This is a genomic window from Streptoalloteichus tenebrarius (genome assembly GCF_024171885.1).
In the GTDB taxonomy this organism is placed as follows: domain Bacteria; phylum Actinomycetota; class Actinomycetes; order Mycobacteriales; family Pseudonocardiaceae; genus Streptoalloteichus; species Streptoalloteichus tenebrarius.
Window position 1 is genome coordinate 188,417 of the sequence record NZ_JAMTCP010000003.1, and the last position, 16,202, is coordinate 204,618.

Here is a 16,202-nt window from a genome sequence, read left to right on the forward strand (position 1 = left end):
TCACACCGCCCTTCAAGGTGGCGGGTGTCCGCGTCATGGTCACGGCCAGCAGCGTGGGCGCCGCGTCGTCGAGGACACGAGCGTCGGCGGGCGCGGAACGGGACGTCGACCGGGACGGCGGACCGCGCAGCATCAACAGCGGTGCAACGACAAACCCTGGTGTTCACACTGTGAAGCGAAGTCGACGGATGTCGTGGGCGAGTTGGTTGAGATCACTGTCGCGCTGGTGGCTCTCGGCTTGGGCCTGAAGTGGCGCGAGGGCGTCGAGCAGCCGGGTGGAGTTCACCTCGCGGGCAGCGGCGAGGGCTTGGTGGCCGATGTCGGCGCCAGCAGTGAGGTCCCCGTCGGCGAGAACGCAGGTCGCCAACCACCCGAGGTTGAACGCGCGCTGCCGGACGCGTTCGGCGGGGACTTCCTCGACCGCGGTGAGAAGCCGGGTGATGGCTTCCTGGCGGTGTGTGTGGTCGGTGAGGCCGAGCCGGCTGTGGACGCGGGCGGCGCTGGTTCGCAGGGCGCCGTGGTCGAAGAACTTCAGGAACTCGGGCCCTTCGTCATCGTTGGTGGTGTGGGCGTATTCGTCCTCGGCGCGCCGGAGCGCGGCGAGGGCTTGGCGGGCGTCACCGAGCTGGGCGTAGGCCAGGGCCTCGTTGGCGTGCAGCAGAGCGACAGCGGCAGTGCAATCGGCGTCTTGGGCACTGATCTGGCCGAGTTGGAACAGTTTGAGCGCTTCGCGTCCGTCCCCGTTGTCCAGCGGTATCCGGCCGAGGTGGTAGAGCACGATCGCGGAGTGGGCAGGGTTGCCGGCCTCCTGAGTGTCTTTGACCGCCTGGGTGAGGTAGCGGCGGGCTTCGCCTGTCAGGCCAAGGTCGTGTGCCGTCCAGCCGGCCAGGGTCTTGATCTCGGCGACGGCGGACAGCAGCGCGGGGCGAACCTCGTCGGGGCAGGAGGCGTTGAGCAGCGCCCCTGCCCAGTGTGTGTGAGCGAGGATCACGTCGCGGCAGGAGCCGCCACCGTGGGCGGCGTCGTAGGCGCGCAGGGCCTTGGTCAGGGCCCGGAGCTGGGTGACCTCGGTCCAACTGACCCGGGCCGGCACCGGGGTGTGGAACGGGGCGACGGCGAGCAAGTCGCGTTCGGTGGGGGACAACGCCGCCCCCATGACGATCTTGCTGACGATGCCGAGAAACGTACGCCGTTCCATGAAGTCTTCCTTCGACGCGCTAGGCGTGGCGAGCCGTTGGGTCGCGGCGTCGGAGAACGCGAGCCCCATGTAGCCGCGCGGGATGGACAAGCCGTCGGCGATGCGGACCAGAAGGTCGTAGGCCTGGACCTGGCGTCCTTGGACGATGTCGCAGATCTCTGACTGGCTCTGACCGGTCAGCGCGGCGATCTGACGTTGAGAAACCCCGGTCCTGCCCAGCAGGCGGTAGACCTCGCTGATGTCGCGCCGCGCTAGGGCGACTCGCATCCTGGGGTGCTCCCAGAGCGCCGGGTCGATTGGCCGGTCAGCGGGCAGGACGTTCATCAGTGCCCTCCACTCGTGTCCGGTGATCACGGTAGCCAGCGCCCGGCAGGGACGCGGCGTAGTGATCGGTCAAGCCGATCGGCAGCACCGATCACGGCGGAGGACAGCCATACCGAACAGGTTCGCCGCTCTCACCCAGCGTGACGTCCCGGCACAGTCGTGGGGCACACAGCGTCGCCAGACCGCACGGGACAGCACCGCCGGCTGGACGACGTCACGATTCTTCCAGCAAGGGTCAGGAGTAGGCAGATGAGTACGCCGACCACCGAGCGAAGCAGCGAGTCCCAGCAGGCTGCCGACACCGTGTTCGATCCGTTCGACCTCGACATCACGTTCATCGAGAACACGCCAGCAACCGAGACGGTGCTGATGTGCAGCACCGGCGACAACTGCGGGAGCTCCTGCCCGAGCGCCTGCACCACCTCGTAGCCCAGGTCAACCCCAGGGCGCGGGTCCGACAGACCGCTCCGTCGGGCCCGCGCCCTTTCCCCGGCATGAACGGAGTGTGGGTGATGACGCGCGGGCGACGCAGTCTGTACCGGGGCGTCGGCGGGGGCATGCTGCGCGCTGCGGCGAACCGCAGTGGGCCGGACATGCCGGCTTGGCCGGGGCCCGAGGCTCCGCTCGAACGTTGGCGTTCGTGGCTGGCCGCGGTGTGGGCCGATGACGCCTTTCGGAACGCTGTGTCCAGTGCCAGCCCGGGCCTGGAACACCAGGTCGAGGCAATCCTGGGCGGGCGTTCATCGAAGGTACGCCGGGCACGCCGGGCCGCGCTGGCCACCGCCCGATATGCGATCAGGTACACGGGCCGCTCCACCCCGTTCGGTCTGTTCGCCGGCGTCGCGCTGATCGAGTTCGGTGACATGGTCGAGGCACGGTTCGGACATCGAAACACGGCTTGGACCCGGCCGGATCCAGCGGCGCTGGACGCCGCGATCAGCACCTGGGAAGCCGACCCGGAGCGGATGGTCGACGTCGGGGTCTGCGTCAACAACCTCGCGCGTCGGCGGGGTGGGCGCGTGTACGTCCCGTCTGAGGGAGCCTCGGAGTTCTCGCTCACGGTGACGCCTGTGGTCGCGCTGGTGCTCGACGCCGCTCGGTCGCCGATCCGATTCGCGGACCTCGCGGGAAAGATCGCCGCCGAGTTCCCGGAGGTGGGAGAAGGCCCCCGGGTCGGCCTGCTCGCGCAGTTGCTGCGGGTCCGGCTGCTGCGGTCGGCATTGCGGGCACCGGCGACCCTCGTCGATCCGGCCGCGCCCCTGCCGCCGACACTGCGAGAGGAGGCACGAATCAGGGTGGCGGCCCCGGATTTGCGACTGGACGCCGCCGTGCGGCTGCCGAAGGCGGTGATGACGGAGGCTGAGACCGCCGCGACCGTCCTGACCCGGCTGGCCACGCACCCCACGGGAACTCCGGCGTGGCGCCACTACACCCAGCGGTTCACCGACCGCTACGGCGAGGGCGTCGAGGTGCCGCTGGATCTGGTGACGGATCCCGAAAGGGGTCTGGGTTTCCCCGATGGGTTCGGCCAGGTGTCCGAGCCGCCGCGACCGATGACCCGCCGGGATAGGCTCTTGCTGGAGCTGGCCGGTACCGCGGCCGTCGAGGGCCGCAGATCGGTGGTGCTGTCCGACGCGGTGATCGAGTGGTTGGAGGCCGCTGCCGGCAAGCCCACGCTCACCCCGCCCCATCTCGAACTGTGTGCGCAGGTCCAGGCCCACTCGACGCACGCCCTGAAGCGGGGAGACTTCCGTCTTCGGGTGAGCACCGTCTCCCGCGCTGCCGGGTCGATGACGGGCCGGTTCTGGCATCTGTTCCCCCATCTGGGCGCTGGCCACGCTGGCCTGCCCACGGTCGAGCCCGGGGCGGAGCTGGCCCAGCTTTCGTTCCACGCCAGCCGAACTCCGGCGGACCTGCTCACCCGTGCTCCGCAGGTGCTGCCCCGTTTGGTCAGTGTCGGGGAGTTCCGCCGCCCCGGGAAGGGGGTGCTGTTCCCGTCCGATCTGGCTGTCGGTGTGGGCGACGACCGCCTGTACCTCACCGAGGCCACCACCGGCACGCACCTGGAGCTGCTCGCACCGACGGCGATCAACTTCCTGTGGAACAACTACACCCCGCCTTTGGCCCGGTTCCTCGCTGAGATCAGCCGGGCGGGCGCTCCGCAGGTGACGTGGTTCGACTGGGGGGTGGCGTGGGCCCTTCCGTTCACTCCGGCGCTGCGCTACAGGCGTTCGATCCTGGTGTCCGCACGGTGGAAGTTGAGGGCCCGGGACCTGCCGGGCCGCGGTGTCACGCTGGAGGAGTGGGCCGAGAGACTGCATGACTGGATGGTCCGGTTCGGTGTGCCGAACCGTGTGCTGCTGGTCGAGGACGACCAGCAGTTGCCGCTCGATCTGCACCAGGACCTGCACCTGGACCTGCTGCGCACCCACCTTGCCGCAAGCCCGACCGGTGTCGCGGTCCTACACGACGCGCCACCGCCGGATGCCAACGGCTGGACCGGCGGGCGCGCCCACAGCATCGTCGTCCCGCTGGTGACGCGCTCATGACCGAGACGATGGCCCTGCCCAGAACGCAGGACTTGTCCGAGGGCGCGCTCGGGATGGCGCTGCTGCACCTCGAACGCGGGGACCTCACCTCCGCGCGCGGCAGCCTGGAGAGGGCGGTTGCGGCCGGCGTCAGCGCGGGAGGCAACGCGTCGTTGTTCCACGGCGCCCCGGCGCTGGAGTTCGTACTCAGCCGCGTTGGGCCCGCCAACCGTGATGTCCGTGAGGTCGTCGACCGTGTCGTGGCCGCTCGACTGGCTGCGGCCCGTCGGCGGCTGGCGTCCGGCGCGTTGCCGCGTTTGGCGGAGTTCGACCTGATCCGGGGATTGACCGGGCTGGGTGCGCTGCTGCTGAGTCGTGGGGAGTCCTCGCCCCTCCTGAAGGAGGTGCTGGCCTACCTGGTCTCCCTGTCACGGCCGATTCGTGTCCAGGGCCGAGAGCTGCCGGGCTGGTGGACGGGGTTCGGGCCCGCTGATGAGGAGATGGCCGGCGGGCACGGGAACAACGGTGTCGCGCACGGAATCACCGGTCCCTTGGCCGTGCTGTCCCTCGCCGCCCGCCGAGGTATTTGGGTTCCGGGACATCACGACGCGATCGACGTCTTTGCGCGCTGGCTGGACAGATACGGGTGCCACTACTGGATCACGCGCGCCGAGCTGTTCGCCCCTGAACCGCCCACGCCGGTGCCCGCGCGTCCGTCCTGGTGCTATGGGCAGCTCGGTATCGCCCGCGCCCAGCAATTGGCCGCGATCGCCTTGGGCGACTCGGCTCGTCAGCTCGCGGCAGAGGACATTGTCGTGAGGACGCTGGCCGACCCGGCCCATCTGGGTCGCATCAGCGATGCGTCGCTGTGCCACGGCTGGGCTGGTCTGCTGACCGTCACCCGCGCCGTCGCCGACGACAGCCCCGCTCCGGAACGGTTCACGCGCCTGATCGACGACCTGTCCATGCGCTTGACCTCCGACCTGGACCGGCTGTCCAAACCCGGGTTCATGGAAGGTCGGGCTGGCGCGCACTTGGCGGTGGACGGCACGAACACCACCGGCTGGACCCACATCCTCCTGATCACCTGAGCGTCACCCACGCCCACCCCTGGCGCAAGGAGAGGCACGACCATGGACTTGGACAACGAGAACCTTCCGATCAGCGCCGAGAAGGGATGGTGGCATGCCACCGTGTCGTTCCCGAGTTCCGGTGTGAGCCCGGAGGCCGCGCAGGCGCTGTCGTCCGCGCTGCGGAACCAGCGGTTCCACTTCCTCCGTAAGGACGGAGGACTGAGGCTCCGCACCGAACGTCCCGTGGCCGACCTGCTGGACCAGCTCGTCGCTGATGACCTGGCCATCGGTTGGGTCGACGGTGTCTACGAGCCGGAGACCGAGGCGTTCGGTGGCGCCGAAGGTATGGCTGTCGCGCACGAGGTGTTCTGCGGGGACAGCCCTGCCGCCCTCGGTGAGGGCGGAAGCCCAGGAGCCCGGGAACGCTGTGTCCTGCTGCTCTCGACCCTGAACCGTGCCGCCGGGCTGGACCCGTTCGAGGTCGGCGATGTCTGGGCGAAGCTCGCTTCCCTGCGACCACCGGTCGACCCACCCTCCGGCGCCTCCTACGACCGGGCGGTCGCGGCGATGCGGCGCCTGATCAACGCCGACGCCGCCCGGCGCCCGCACGCCGAGCCTGGCTGGGTCGAGCGTGTCGCCGTGTTCGAGGACGCCGGGCGTCAACTGAGGCGGCTGGCCAGCGCCGGACGCCTGACACGAGGACTCCGCGCGGTGCTGGCCCACCACGCGGTCTTCGCGTTCAACCGTGCCGGGGTGCCTGCCGTCGCGCAGGCCGACACCGCCTGGTTGGGCCGTCACATCGCTTTCGCTGACCCGGAAACCGTGGTCGTGTCGACCCGACGGCCGGCCGTGTCCGCCCCTACCCTCGCCCGAATGGAGATCACTGTGGCCCCTGACACCGACCCCGCCGACCTGCGTGAGGCACTGGTGACCCGCCTCATCAACGGAGGGCACCTGCGCACCCCCGAGGTCATCGCCGCCTTCCGCGACACCGAACGTCACCGTTTCCTCCCCGGCGTCGACCTCCACGCCGCCTACGCCGAGGACGCGGTGCCCATCAAGCACGACGAGACCGGCGAGATGCTCTCCTGCATCTCCGCGCCCTCGATCGTCGCCACCCAACTGGAGCAGTTGGGCGCCCAGCCCGGCCACAAGGTCCTGGAGGCCGGGGCGGCCACCGGCTACAACGCCGCGCTGCTGGGCCGGCTCGTGACTCCCGGCGGGCACGTGTGGACGATGGACGTCGACCAGGATCTCGTCGACCGCGCCGCGAAGAACCTGGCGCGGGCCGGGATCTCGACCGTGTCGGTGGTGCTGGGCGACGGCGCCGCCGGGCTTGCCGAGCACGCCCCCTTCGACCGGATCCAGTTCACCGTCGGCGCCGGCGACGTCCCGGTGAAGATCCTTGACCAGCTCGCCCCCGGCGGGCGTCTGGTCCTGCCGATGCGGATCCGCGGCAGCGTCTCCCGCAGCTTCGCCTTCGAACGCGACGGCCAGACCTGGAAGACCGTCTCGTGCCAGATGGCGACGTTCGTGCCGTTGCGCAAGGGCGTCTGCGACGACATCTACACCGTGGTCCCCATCGGTGAGGGCGATGTCCGGTTGGAGACCTTCAGCGAGCAGGACGTGGACCGCGAGGCGATGCGCACGATCCTGGACCAGCCCTCCACCACGGTCTACTCGGGTGTGAGGTTCCGCCAGGGCGACGCCTGGCAGTGGCTGTACCTGTACCTGGCGTGTGTGCTGCCCAACGGCCTGTCCCGGATGCCCGGCTCCCGGCCCGGCTTCATCCCCCACTTCGCCTGGGGCTCCATGGCCGCCCTGGACGGTGACACCCTGGCCTACCTCACCGTCCGCGAAGGCGACGACGCACAGGGCAGGTACTGGGAGATCGGCGTCATCGGCCACGGCCCCCACGCCGCCACCCTGGCCGACCAGGTCGCCACCGAGATCGGCCAGTGGAACCGCGGCTGGGGCAACAACGCCCCGGAGCCCAGCTTCCGCATGGCCGTCGGCGAGGCCCGCGACCGGCTGACGCCCACCCCCACGCGGTTCGTCGTCGACAAACCCCACAGCCGCCTCGCGGTGGACTGGCCACACCGGAGCTGACCGATGACGGTTCCCGCGATAGCCAGCCGCATCCCGCTGGTCCGCCGGCCCAAGGCACCCGGGCTGCCGTTGAGCGAACGCATCACCGAGCTCACCGCGGGGTCCTCAACTACGCCGCGCTGATCGCCTCCGACGTGGGGATGCCCGATCTGGCCGCCCGATTATGTTGGAGGCAGCACCGGGTGTTCGCCGACGCCGGGAGCCTCACGGGAGACATCGCCGTGATGGCCCTCATGCCCGTGGTGAACATCGCCTGGCTCCTGATCCGCGAAGGTGATGGTGAGGAAGCCCACGACATGCTCCGACGGCTGTTCCGCGCCGCCCAACGGCGCGAGACAGCCAGGATCCATGACCACGAGGTGGATCTGTCCGCCCTGACCCGAACCGAGCAGGATCACCGGAAGGTCCGCGAGGAGCTGTGGGTCGCCGTGCTCGTCGACGGCGCCAGGGCGCTGGCGCGGATCGGCCGCTGGAGTGAGGCCGCCGAAGCCATGACCATGTACCGCGGTGTCGGCAACCGGCTCCTGGACGGCCGCCAGATCCTGATCATGTCGTTGATGGAGCGCGGCCTCGACGAACAAGCCCATGCCGTGATCGAGTCCACCACTCCTGCGGAACCATGGGAGAACGCCGTCGCGGCCCTGCTACACCTGTGCTGCCGGCCCCAAGCGTCACCCGCGCCGCAGTCGGAACTGGAACGCGCTCTGCGGGCGGTCCTCACGCTCAGCACCCCGCCCGACCCCGCCACCGCGGCCTTCCAGGCCCGCATCGGACTCGCGGCACTCGACCTGACCCGAGACCGAACCAGCCACAGCGCCGATCCCCTGTGGGAAGCCCTCGTCGACGTGGCCATGCTCGACGCCTACGCCGCCCGCGAGGTCCTGAACCACCCACCCTCGCACGCCCGCATGACCAGCGCCCAAAGACAGAAACTCGACGCCGTGCTCGCCGCATCGGGGCTCGGCGCCGGAACGCTCTCCACAGCCCACAGGCAAGCTCTTGCCGACGCCGTGAACACCGCTGAAGACACACTTCGCCGGCTTCTGTAGTGCGCGCAACTACCCACCATCCACCCCAAGGACCGCGCGGTCCTGGCGGCGAGCGCGTCGGCGGGTGTGTCTCGCACGTGGGTCTCGAGCGCGTACGGCAGCGCCGGCCGAGCCGTGTGCAGCAGCGGCAGCACCATCTCGTACGGCACAACGCCCTCACCGGCGGGGCAGAAGGACCGGCCGCCGTCGGTGGTCCGGTAGTCCTTGACGTGCACGTAGCCCACGTACGGGGCCAAGGCGCGGACCACCGTGGGGTGGCCTGGCCGACTTCGTGGAGATTCGCCATATCCAGCCACAGCCCCAGGCCCAGGCCCTGCCCGTGATACCTCTCCAGGACCTGAAGCAGCGGGTCGGCGTGGGCGACAGTGCACACCGGCTCGTTCTCCACCAGCAGCCGCACCCCTGCGGCATTCGCCAGCTCCAGGGCCTTGGCCAGCAGCGGGTCACCGAGCAACTGCTCGGTCAGCTCCGGCTCGACACGCAGGTGGGAGAAGACCCGCACGATCGGAGCGCCGAGAATCCGCGCGGCCTCGATGGCCCGCTCGATCCAGCCAAGCCTTTCCGCGGGCGGGACCTGGGTGGGGAAGCCGAAGGTGTCCACCCGGCCCGGCTGGGCCTCGGGTCGGCACCACTTCCACAGCGGCGAGGCCAGCGCAGCCACCGTCAGGTCTCGCTCGTCGGCGAGGGCACGGATGTGCCGCAGCCGATCGGCGGGCAGCGTCATCGCGTTGGCGCCTTCGGCCGAGCGGATCTCCAGATGCCTGATGCCCAGCTTCACCGCCAGGTCCATGCCCGGCGCCGGGTCGGGGCCGAGTTCGTCAGGGTTGAGTACCAGCGTGCTCGCCGGCGTTGCGTCCACGGCCGTCTTCTCCTTCGGGGCGCGGGTATGGGAAGGACACCCCCGTGCCGGGGCGCCTGCTTCCGACACGGGGTGCCCAGGGCTGTCAGGGCAGGCTCAGTTGCCGCCGCCCGGCGGGGCCGCTGCGGGGGCAGTGGGGACGGAGGAGGGGGGGTGGGCTGCGGGTTTCCTTGCCGGGTAACGCCTTTCGAGGCTTACTCCATCTGGCGCAGGCCCCGGAGAACCCTCTCCAGCAGTTCCGGGTCCGCGGTGGCGTACACGGGTTGCGTCGGCGGTGGGATGGCACCCGGTTCCCGTCGGGGCAGTTCAGCGGTGGCCGTGGCTCCACCGGCTGGCAGGCGGGGGTCAGGCATGTCGTCCTCGATCGTGGGCAGCACGGCCGTGGGCCACGTGATCGACTGTGGCCACGCCGTGCGGGTCGGTGGCGGTGGCCGGCCAGTTCAACCGCAGCGCCCGGCCTTCGGCCGCGGTCCGGGCAAGCAGCTCGGCCACGGTCACCGCGTTGTCGTGATGGCCGTCGTGTCGGCCGATGTCGGCCCGTTCCGGGCTGGAGCGCGCCGCGATGGAGATCGCGTCGGTGTACTGGCACGCCGAGCTGCTGCCGACCAACCCCATCAACTCGTGGTGCTGGTCGACCAGGGGCCGAAACACCCACCCGGCGTCGCGGATGTCCATCAACCGGGCCAGCTCCGGGTACTGGCGTACCGCGTCGGCCTCGGTGATCGTCCTAGCGTCGTCCACGCCGCTCTCCCTCCGTTCACCGCCATGACGCCGATCGGCGTAGCAAGCGCCCGGTGCCGGGGTCACTCGGGGTCCGGCCGGTCCACGCACCCCTGCCCACCGTGGGGTAGAGGTCGGGGGAAGCTGACCAACCGGTGCTCGCTCCGGCACCAGGCGCCCTGCCTTCGAGCCTGCTCACCAGCACCAATGCCGGAAACCGAGCCGAACACGGAGATCACAACCACACCTCGCCCGGCGAAGTGGCCCCGTGAACCCGGAGGAATAGGCGGAGACTTCGCCGCCTGGGCAACCATTCGCCCTACAGGAGAGCTACCTTTCGGAGTTGAGCCGTCGCGGAGGGATGGGATGTGGTCGGCGAGCCGAATGATCTGCTGCGGGGCGCCCGCGAAGCCGCGAACCTGACCCAAGGGCAGCTCGCGGAGCTGGCGAACACCCTGGTAGAGCAGGCCACCGGCAGTCCGGGCGCGATGGACGCCGACTACATCGGCAAGCTCGAACGAGGCATCCACCGATGGCCCAACCGGCACTACCGCACCGCCCTCCGGCATGTGCTCCGCAGAGACACCGACGCCGATCTCGGCTTCTTCAGCACCCGGTCGCGGGCGGCTACCGTGGATTCATCCCGCCCACACCCCGATGGAGGTGACGACGTGGAACGCAAGACCTTCCTGCGGGTGCTCGCCGGATCGGTCGCCGGGATGGCCTTCACCGACCCGATCAGTGGCTTCACCGCCGTCGCCACCACCAGCGGCGGGCCACGTCGGGTCGGGCAGGCTGACGTGGACCAGGTGCGCCACCTCGCACGCATGTTCGCCAGCCAGGATCATCTGTTCGGCAGCGGCCTGTCCGCCGACGCCGTGGTCGCCCAGCTCAGCACCTCCGCCCAACTGCTCGACGGCCGGTTCAGCGCCGAGACCACCCGCCAGCGCCTGTTCTCCGCGGTCGCGGACCTGGCCGACATCGCCGGCGGCATGTGCTTCGACGCGGGCTCCCACACCCAGGCCGAGCGTTGCTTCCGATTCGCCGTCGGCGCTGCCACCGAGGCCGGGGACTGGGCCATGCGCGCCAAGGCCCTCTCCGGGCTGGCCAACCTCGCCGTCCACCAAGGCCGCGCCGACGACGCCCTCAGCTACGCCGAGGCCGCCCTTGTCCGCGCCGACCGGCTCACCCCCGTCGTCAAGGCCGTCGCGCACACCCGCCACGCCCGCGCTCTCGGGCTGGCCAGCGCGCACCGCGACGCCGACTGCCTCACCGCCACCCGCCACGCCCAGGACGCCTTCACCCGCGCCAACGGCGACGAGCCTGACTGGATCGCCTACTACAGCCAGGCCCACCTCGAACGCGACATCGGCCGCGCCCTGCTCCACCTGGCCCTGGGCGGCGGCGACCACACCGCCGCCCAAGCCCACCTCACCGCCGCCATCGACCGCTTCCCTCCACAGAACTCCCGCGGCAAGACCCTGGCTCTGGCGAATCTCGCCCACCTCACCATGGCCCGCGACGACCCCCACCACGCCGTCACCCTCGGCCACACCGCCCTCGACGGGCTCGGCCCCATCCGCTCCGACCGCGTGTTCGAGGCACTGCGCCAACTCCGCACCGCAGGCCGCCGCCACCGCGCCATCCCCGCCGTCCGCGAACTCAACGCCCGACTAGACAAGATCCTCACGGCCTCCTAGCCGTGCCCCTCGGCTACCGAACCGCGGTGGCCAGGCCTCGTCTGCGAATGACCAATCGGTCGACTCTGCGAATCGGAATTCGGCTCACGCACGAACGACCCTCAGTGCTCGCTTGTCCGAATCTGCGCTCCATGCTCGTTGCGCTCGTACGTACGCCGCTGGTTCTTCTCGATCTTCCGGGTCACCTCTGCTTCGAGGTCCACCCCGTTCATTTCCGCCAAGGCCGTCACGTAGAGGAGGACGTCGGCCAGCTCCTCCCCGAGGTCGGGGAGCCCCATACGCCATGCGGTGAAGGCTTCACCGACTTCGGCGGTGAGGAGACCGAACTCCAAAGCCACGTCGGTGGTGTTGAACCCCTTGAGGGTCTTGTTTTCCCAGGCGAGCTTCTGGGCGGCTCGGATCTCCAACGCTCCTCCAGCGGCGGTACAGCAGATGCCGTAGAAGCCGATCGGGAGCGGTGTGCTGGCGCGCTGCTCCGTGAGCCGTCACCCCGTTGAGGGGAGGTGGTCGAGGCGCGAGGTGTCGAGCGTGAGCACAGGGGTGTAGTCGGCGAGCGTCGAGAAGACCCTTGCGTACCCCGTCACCAGGGCGGAGATCTCCTCCAGGTGTGCCGCCGCACCATCGCGTGCCAGAAGCCGCTGGCGGATGATGGCAGGCGGCGCGGTCAGGTGGACGAGCACGCCGGCCCGCTTGATCACGCTCTCGGCCAGGTCGATGGCCTGGGACCAGTTGATCCGGGAGCGCCCCCGGTGAAGCGGCCCGTAGACCAGTTCGCTGATGAAGCACCGGTCGAAGAGAATCTTGCCCTCTCCGGCAAGGAGAGTCCTGTAGCGGGTGGCCAGATCGAGATGGTCGGGAGTCCTCGGGGAATGAACCAGAGTGAAGCCGTGGTGTGTCGACAGACGCTCGCCGAGCGTGCTCTTGCCCACTCCGTCGCAGCCCTCCAGGACCACGGTCCGGTAACCGGCGAACTCGTCGGGGTTCATGCGTTCAGCCAGGACAGGACGGCCTCGTCATCTTCGGGGTGCGCCTCGCAGGCGTACTGGATCATGAGGTTTCGCCAGTTGGGCTCGCGACCGTGAGCGTGCGTGTATGTCGGGCGCGGCTGGTAGGCAGCGATCCGTACGCCGCTGGCCAGAGCCGCGCCGATGAGCAGGGCGGTTCCCGGCGGTGTCTCAGGGCCGGACACGTCGGCCAGCAGACGGGCGGACGATCGCGCGGCAGTCAGGTCGACCAAGGCGCCCGCGACCGGATCCGATGCTGTGAAGCGCTCGGGCACGACCACGGTGTGGCCGGCATCCACACAGGCTTTCACCAGATGGTCTCGGCCCCATGACGTGTACGGCGACGCCTCGACGTACACGGGTGTGCGGTTGACCGCGGGCGAGTCCATGGGGAGGGGCGCACGAGTCGGAAGTTCGAGCACGGCGTCGACGGCCGCGTCGAGGGCTGTGTTCGTCTGGGCCACGTTGCGTGCCCGGAAGCCCGGAAACCGGGACTGGTCTTGAGTCTGCTGAAGGGTCACGGGACCGAGCTTGGCCATCCGCACGAAACGGGTGGCCACGGCTTGGAGGAGGGGGTCGGGGAATTCGAGGTGGGTGCCATCGCGGTGGTAGTACACGTCAAGGGTGTAGCTCACGAGATGGTCCTTCCACGGAAGACCCGGGTCTGTTTCGGATCGCGCACGATCAACGTCTGGCCGGGTAACAGCAAGATCGGCAACAACGCGAGACAGGACATCGGCCCCCGGCACATCTCGTTGTTGATCACCAGTTCCGCCGCACGCCTGGAGAAGGTCATCGCCGATATCGGAGTGGAGTTGGGGCCCCGGGTTCACCGCGGCTACCCGCACATCCTCCTCGGCCGCGACCACTGAGCAACCACTGCCGGCGATCGCGGGGCCAGCCAGCCTTCCTCCCGGAAGCGGGGAAGGCGGGGCCGGGCAGCCAACCAACCGCCCGGCCCCGCCCTCAGCTCCGGACCGCACTCAGCTCAGGTCGAGCCGACCAGCCTTCACGCTGTGCACGAACGCGGCGAACGCGGCCGGGGCGAAGACGAGCGCCGGGCCGCTCGGATTCTTCGAGTCACGGACAGCCGCAGCGGTAGTGCCGACAGCGGCGACTTGAACGCAAGCATTGCCGTTTGGACTGCTACGGCTGCTCTTACGCCACGCAGCGCCCACTGAAGCTGCTGACTCCCACATCGCAACCACTCCCCTCGACCCGAGTTGGGCCTGATGGTTCCCCACGACAGGTCGCCGAACGAGGGGCCAAACGAACGAGGGCGGGGGCCGACCGCCCCCGCCCTCAGTGCATGCTCACAGTCAGCTCAGGTCGAGCCGACCCCGCTTCATTGTTGTTGCTTCGCGTGGCGGTGTCCGCTCACCCGCCGAATCAGACACGATCGAGCCGGCGGGTGGACCAGGTAGGTGTGGGCCACCTGGTCCCCCGCCCTCAGCAGTGTCTCGCCATGCCGTTGGCGGAGAGAGCGACCACCACCCAATGGCCTAGACGAGGTGGTCGAACTCGCCGGCCTTCGCGCCGGCGATGAATGCCGCCATCTCCTGCGGGGTGAACACCAGGGTCCGGCGCTTGCGCTCGGCCTCGTCGAGCTTGTCGTCCTGAAGACCGATCAAACCGCCAACCACGGCGAACGAAAGGCATCCACCGTTGCCGCTGCTGTAGCTGCTCTTCTGGTAGGAGGCCTCGACCACCGCCTGGTACTGGGCATCGTCAATCTCGTTGTACGGGTTGGAAGGCTGAGCCGCCACGGTTACAACTCCTTCATGACCTGGTTGATCAACGCCAGGCTGTCCCTGGCACTGAGGACGGGGACCGTCGGCCCCCGCCCTCGGTGCACACTCACGGTCAGCTCCGGCCGAGCTGACCAGACTTCACACTCTCGACAAACGCCGCAAACGTCGCTGGCGCGAACGTCAACACCGGTCCGCTCGGATTCTTCGAGTCACGGACTGCCGCTGCGTCGGAACCGACAGCGGCCACTTCCACACAGGCATTGCCGGACGGGGTGCTGCGACTGCTCTTACGCCATACCAACGTCGTCATGTCAACCATGGTCCCTCACTTCTTGGATCAGATCGACCGTCTCCTGCGGACTGAGCGCCACAGTCTCGATGTGGTCCCACATCGTGTTGTAGAGACCAACCTCCGCAGGGGCATCCAACGTCACCTCACCCGCAACCCCTTCCATGTAGGCCACATCCCCTCCAAGATCGGAGAAGGACAGTACGGTAAACCTGCCGGCACCACCGTGATACTGACCAGCCGCGAAAGGCACCACTCGCAGTGTCACATTCGGTTCCGCCGCCATCTTGATGAGGTGGTCAAGTTGGTCGCGCCATATCCGAGCGTTCGCGACAGGACGACAAAGCACCGCTTCGTCGAGGATGGCGTCCAGTCTTGTGCCCTGCGCCAGAATCTGGGATCTCCGCACCCTTACATCAACCAATGACCTCATGGTCTCGTCATCGCGAGAAACGGGGTAGAGGTCTGCGATCTGATGGGCGGCGTAGAGCGGAGTCTGAAGCAGCCCAGGGATGAGAAGCGGCTCGAACACCCGTAGCCGAGAGGCCGTCTGCTCCAGGTACAGGTAGTCACTGAAACTTGATGACAGGAAGTCACTGTAGGGCGTCCACCAGAACCGCTGCCGTCGCTGGCGGGACAGTCGGACCAAGCGCTCTCGATGCGCTGGGTCTGTCACGCCGTACAAGTCGAGGAGCGCGAGCAGCTCCCGATAGGCGATCCCGACATGCCCGTTCTCGATCTTGCTGATCTTGGGGTGGCCGCACCCCAGGTACTCGGCCGCGTCGCGAACGTTCTTCCCCGCCGCCTTGCGGAGCTGAGCGAGTTGAGCCCCGAGGCTACGGCCGGACGCTGAGGGAGTTGCCATGGCGCGCAGTTTGCCACCTGACCTCGGGTTGACTCGACCACTCTCGTCTCACCTGGAGCGACGCCACAGGGGCCAAGCCGCCGCTAGTTCGATCGGGTGGTCATCTTGGAACAATGTTCCGCAGGAACATTGTTCTGGTGCACACTCGCCGTGACGGCGACCACACAGAGGAACAGCGGGCGCCATCTTGACAGCCACAGGTCTCAGCGCCGCATCCCCCTCGCGCTGCGGCCTTGACCCCTTCCTCAGCTCTCATCCAGGCATGCATGGGAGGTCATCCCGTGATCCAGCTCGTCACCTGCGGCAGTCTTGCAGCACTCCTCGGCGGCCTGATCTTCGCTATGGCCCGACCCGCACCGGCCCAACCCGTCGGCACGCCCTCATCCCTGCCCCGCCACGCGCTCCGGCCCCACGGCGATGGTGTGCCCGCTTCCGACCTTCTCCGCCGTCACCGGTGGAACCGTCCACACCGGACCTCTCACGCGAGAAACCCAGACACCACCGAAACTTCCGCCGAGACTCAACGCCTGATCGAACGCACCCTGGACCGGCTTCACCGCCTCGGCCCCACCCCCACCCTCGGGTCCGACCCGGAGGCCACCACACCCCTGCCCGTGCTGCGGGAGGGCTAGCCATGGTCGTGAAGTGGCGTCCCCCGCAGCCGTTGAACTCCACCCGACACCTGGTGCGGCTGTTCCGCATCGAACGCGGCCAACGCGTCCTGCGCTTCGAG

Annotated in this window: 16 protein-coding genes and 1 pseudogene; 6 read left to right on the top strand and 11 right to left on the bottom strand. The window is 68.9% G+C overall.

Features of this window, described 5'->3' with window-relative positions; genetic code table 11:
* Positions 1 to 163: 163 nt before the first annotated feature.
* A complete protein-coding gene (locus LX15_RS04510; protein ID WP_253668193.1) occupies positions 164 to 1,522 on the bottom strand; it encodes an NsdA family TPR-like regulatory protein in 1,359 nt (452 codons plus the stop codon).
* Between the two features lie 249 nt (positions 1,523 to 1,771).
* On the opposite strand from LX15_RS04510, the gene LX15_RS04515 reads away from it, so the two are divergent.
* The 5 genes from LX15_RS04515 to LX15_RS04535 all read left to right on the top strand — a co-directional run bounded on the left by LX15_RS04515 (position 1,772) and on the right by LX15_RS04535 (position 8,281).
* Entirely contained in the window at positions 1,772 to 1,951 is a 180-nt protein-coding gene (locus tag LX15_RS04515; protein WP_253668194.1) for an FxLD family lanthipeptide, read from the top strand.
* Positions 1,952 to 2,016: 65 nt separating this feature from the next.
* Positions 2,017 to 4,071, top strand: a complete 2,055-nt coding sequence (locus tag LX15_RS04520; protein WP_253668195.1) for a lantibiotic dehydratase family protein — start codon at positions 2,017 to 2,019, stop codon at positions 4,069 to 4,071.
* The gene (locus LX15_RS04525; RefSeq protein WP_253668196.1) at positions 4,068 to 5,141 is read left to right on the top strand and encodes a lanthionine synthetase C family protein; all 1,074 of its coding nucleotides are present in this window, start codon (positions 4,068 to 4,070) and stop codon (positions 5,139 to 5,141) included. Before LX15_RS04520 ends, LX15_RS04525 begins: the two co-directional genes overlap by 4 nt.
* 42 nt (positions 5,142 to 5,183) lie before the next feature.
* Complete coding sequence (gene fxlM, locus LX15_RS04530) at positions 5,184 to 7,232, top strand: methyltransferase, FxLD system (RefSeq protein WP_253668197.1); 2,049 nt, start codon at positions 5,184 to 5,186, stop codon at positions 7,230 to 7,232.
* 140 nt (positions 7,233 to 7,372) lie between these two features.
* On the top strand, positions 7,373 to 8,281 hold the full coding sequence (locus tag LX15_RS04535) for a hypothetical protein (protein WP_253668198.1): 909 nt from the start codon (positions 7,373 to 7,375) through the stop codon (positions 8,279 to 8,281).
* 274 nt (positions 8,282 to 8,555) lie between these two features.
* Here the strand turns inward: LX15_RS04535 and LX15_RS33445 are convergent.
* Both LX15_RS33445 and LX15_RS04540 read right to left on the bottom strand, forming a co-directional pair.
* Positions 8,556 to 9,071: pseudogene (locus LX15_RS33445) on the bottom strand (sugar phosphate isomerase/epimerase family protein); the annotation flags it as partial.
* A gap of 414 nt (positions 9,072 to 9,485) precedes the next feature.
* The gene (locus tag LX15_RS04540) at positions 9,486 to 9,881 is read right to left on the bottom strand and encodes a hypothetical protein (protein WP_253668199.1); all 396 of its coding nucleotides are present in this window, start codon (positions 9,879 to 9,881) and stop codon (positions 9,486 to 9,488) included.
* A gap of 347 nt (positions 9,882 to 10,228) precedes the next feature.
* On the opposite strand from LX15_RS04540, the gene LX15_RS04545 reads away from it, so the two are divergent.
* Positions 10,229 to 11,560, top strand: coding sequence for a helix-turn-helix domain-containing protein (locus LX15_RS04545; RefSeq protein WP_253668200.1), 1,332 nt, complete (start codon positions 10,229 to 10,231; stop codon positions 11,558 to 11,560).
* A gap of 101 nt (positions 11,561 to 11,661) precedes the next feature.
* On the opposite strand, the gene LX15_RS04550 is transcribed toward LX15_RS04545, so the two are convergent.
* The 8 genes from LX15_RS04550 to LX15_RS04585 form a co-directional block, all read right to left on the bottom strand.
* Positions 11,662 to 11,967 carry a MazG nucleotide pyrophosphohydrolase domain-containing protein gene (locus LX15_RS04550; RefSeq protein ID WP_253668201.1) on the bottom strand — a complete coding sequence of 102 codons (306 nt, stop codon included), beginning with the start codon at positions 11,965 to 11,967 and terminating at the stop codon, positions 11,662 to 11,664.
* A 78-nt stretch (positions 11,968 to 12,045) separates the two neighbouring features.
* Complete coding sequence (locus LX15_RS04555; protein WP_253668202.1) at positions 12,046 to 12,546, bottom strand: nucleoside/nucleotide kinase family protein; 501 nt, start codon at positions 12,544 to 12,546, stop codon at positions 12,046 to 12,048.
* On the bottom strand, positions 12,543 to 13,199 hold the full coding sequence (locus tag LX15_RS04560; RefSeq protein WP_253668203.1) for a hypothetical protein: 657 nt from the start codon (positions 13,197 to 13,199) through the stop codon (positions 12,543 to 12,545). Before LX15_RS04560 ends, LX15_RS04555 begins: the two co-directional genes overlap by 4 nt.
* The gene (locus LX15_RS33450) at positions 13,196 to 13,360 is read right to left on the bottom strand and encodes a DddA-like double-stranded DNA deaminase toxin (RefSeq protein WP_372502270.1); all 165 of its coding nucleotides are present in this window, start codon (positions 13,358 to 13,360) and stop codon (positions 13,196 to 13,198) included. Before LX15_RS33450 ends, LX15_RS04560 begins: the two co-directional genes overlap by 4 nt.
* A 187-nt stretch (positions 13,361 to 13,547) precedes the next feature.
* Positions 13,548 to 13,763: a DUF397 domain-containing protein gene (locus LX15_RS04570; RefSeq protein WP_253668205.1), complete on the bottom strand. Its 216-nt coding sequence runs from the start codon at positions 13,761 to 13,763 to the stop codon at positions 13,548 to 13,550.
* Positions 13,764 to 14,066: 303 nt separating this feature from the next.
* A complete protein-coding gene (locus tag LX15_RS04575) occupies positions 14,067 to 14,330 on the bottom strand; it encodes a DUF397 domain-containing protein (protein WP_253667637.1) in 264 nt (87 codons plus the stop codon).
* Positions 14,331 to 14,427: 97 nt separating this feature from the next.
* Positions 14,428 to 14,634: a DUF397 domain-containing protein gene (locus LX15_RS04580; protein WP_253668206.1), complete on the bottom strand. Its 207-nt coding sequence runs from the start codon at positions 14,632 to 14,634 to the stop codon at positions 14,428 to 14,430.
* Positions 14,627 to 15,469: a helix-turn-helix domain-containing protein gene (locus LX15_RS04585; RefSeq protein WP_253668207.1), complete on the bottom strand. Its 843-nt coding sequence runs from the start codon at positions 15,467 to 15,469 to the stop codon at positions 14,627 to 14,629. Before LX15_RS04585 ends, LX15_RS04580 begins: the two co-directional genes overlap by 8 nt.
* Positions 15,470 to 16,202: the final 733 nt, after the last annotated feature.

Bases quoted from the DNA above. Each gene is read 5' to 3' on its own strand.
- LX15_RS04510 (WP_253668193.1), bottom strand. From the start codon at position 1,522: ATGAACGTCCTGCCCGCTGACCGGCCAATCGACCCGGCGCTCTGGGAG.
- LX15_RS04515 (WP_253668194.1), top strand. From the start codon at position 1,772: ATGAGTACGCCGACCACCGAGCGAAGCAGCGAGTCCCAGCAGGCTGCC.
- LX15_RS04520 (WP_253668195.1), top strand. From the start codon at position 2,017: ATGAACGGAGTGTGGGTGATGACGCGCGGGCGACGCAGTCTGTACCGG.
- LX15_RS04525 (WP_253668196.1), top strand. From the start codon at position 4,068: ATGACCGAGACGATGGCCCTGCCCAGAACGCAGGACTTGTCCGAGGGC.
- fxlM (WP_253668197.1), top strand. From the start codon at position 5,184: ATGGACTTGGACAACGAGAACCTTCCGATCAGCGCCGAGAAGGGATGG.
- LX15_RS04535 (WP_253668198.1), top strand. From the start codon at position 7,373: ATGCCCGATCTGGCCGCCCGATTATGTTGGAGGCAGCACCGGGTGTTC.
- LX15_RS04555 (WP_253668202.1), bottom strand. From the start codon at position 12,546: ATGAACCCCGACGAGTTCGCCGGTTACCGGACCGTGGTCCTGGAGGGC.
- LX15_RS33450 (WP_372502270.1), bottom strand. From the start codon at position 13,360: ATGACCTTCTCCAGGCGTGCGGCGGAACTGGTGATCAACAACGAGATG.
- LX15_RS04570 (WP_253668205.1), bottom strand. From the start codon at position 13,763: ATGTGGGAGTCAGCAGCTTCAGTGGGCGCTGCGTGGCGTAAGAGCAGC.
- LX15_RS04580 (WP_253668206.1), bottom strand. From the start codon at position 14,634: ATGGTTGACATGACGACGTTGGTATGGCGTAAGAGCAGTCGCAGCACC.
- LX15_RS04585 (WP_253668207.1), bottom strand. From the start codon at position 15,469: ATGGCAACTCCCTCAGCGTCCGGCCGTAGCCTCGGGGCTCAACTCGCT.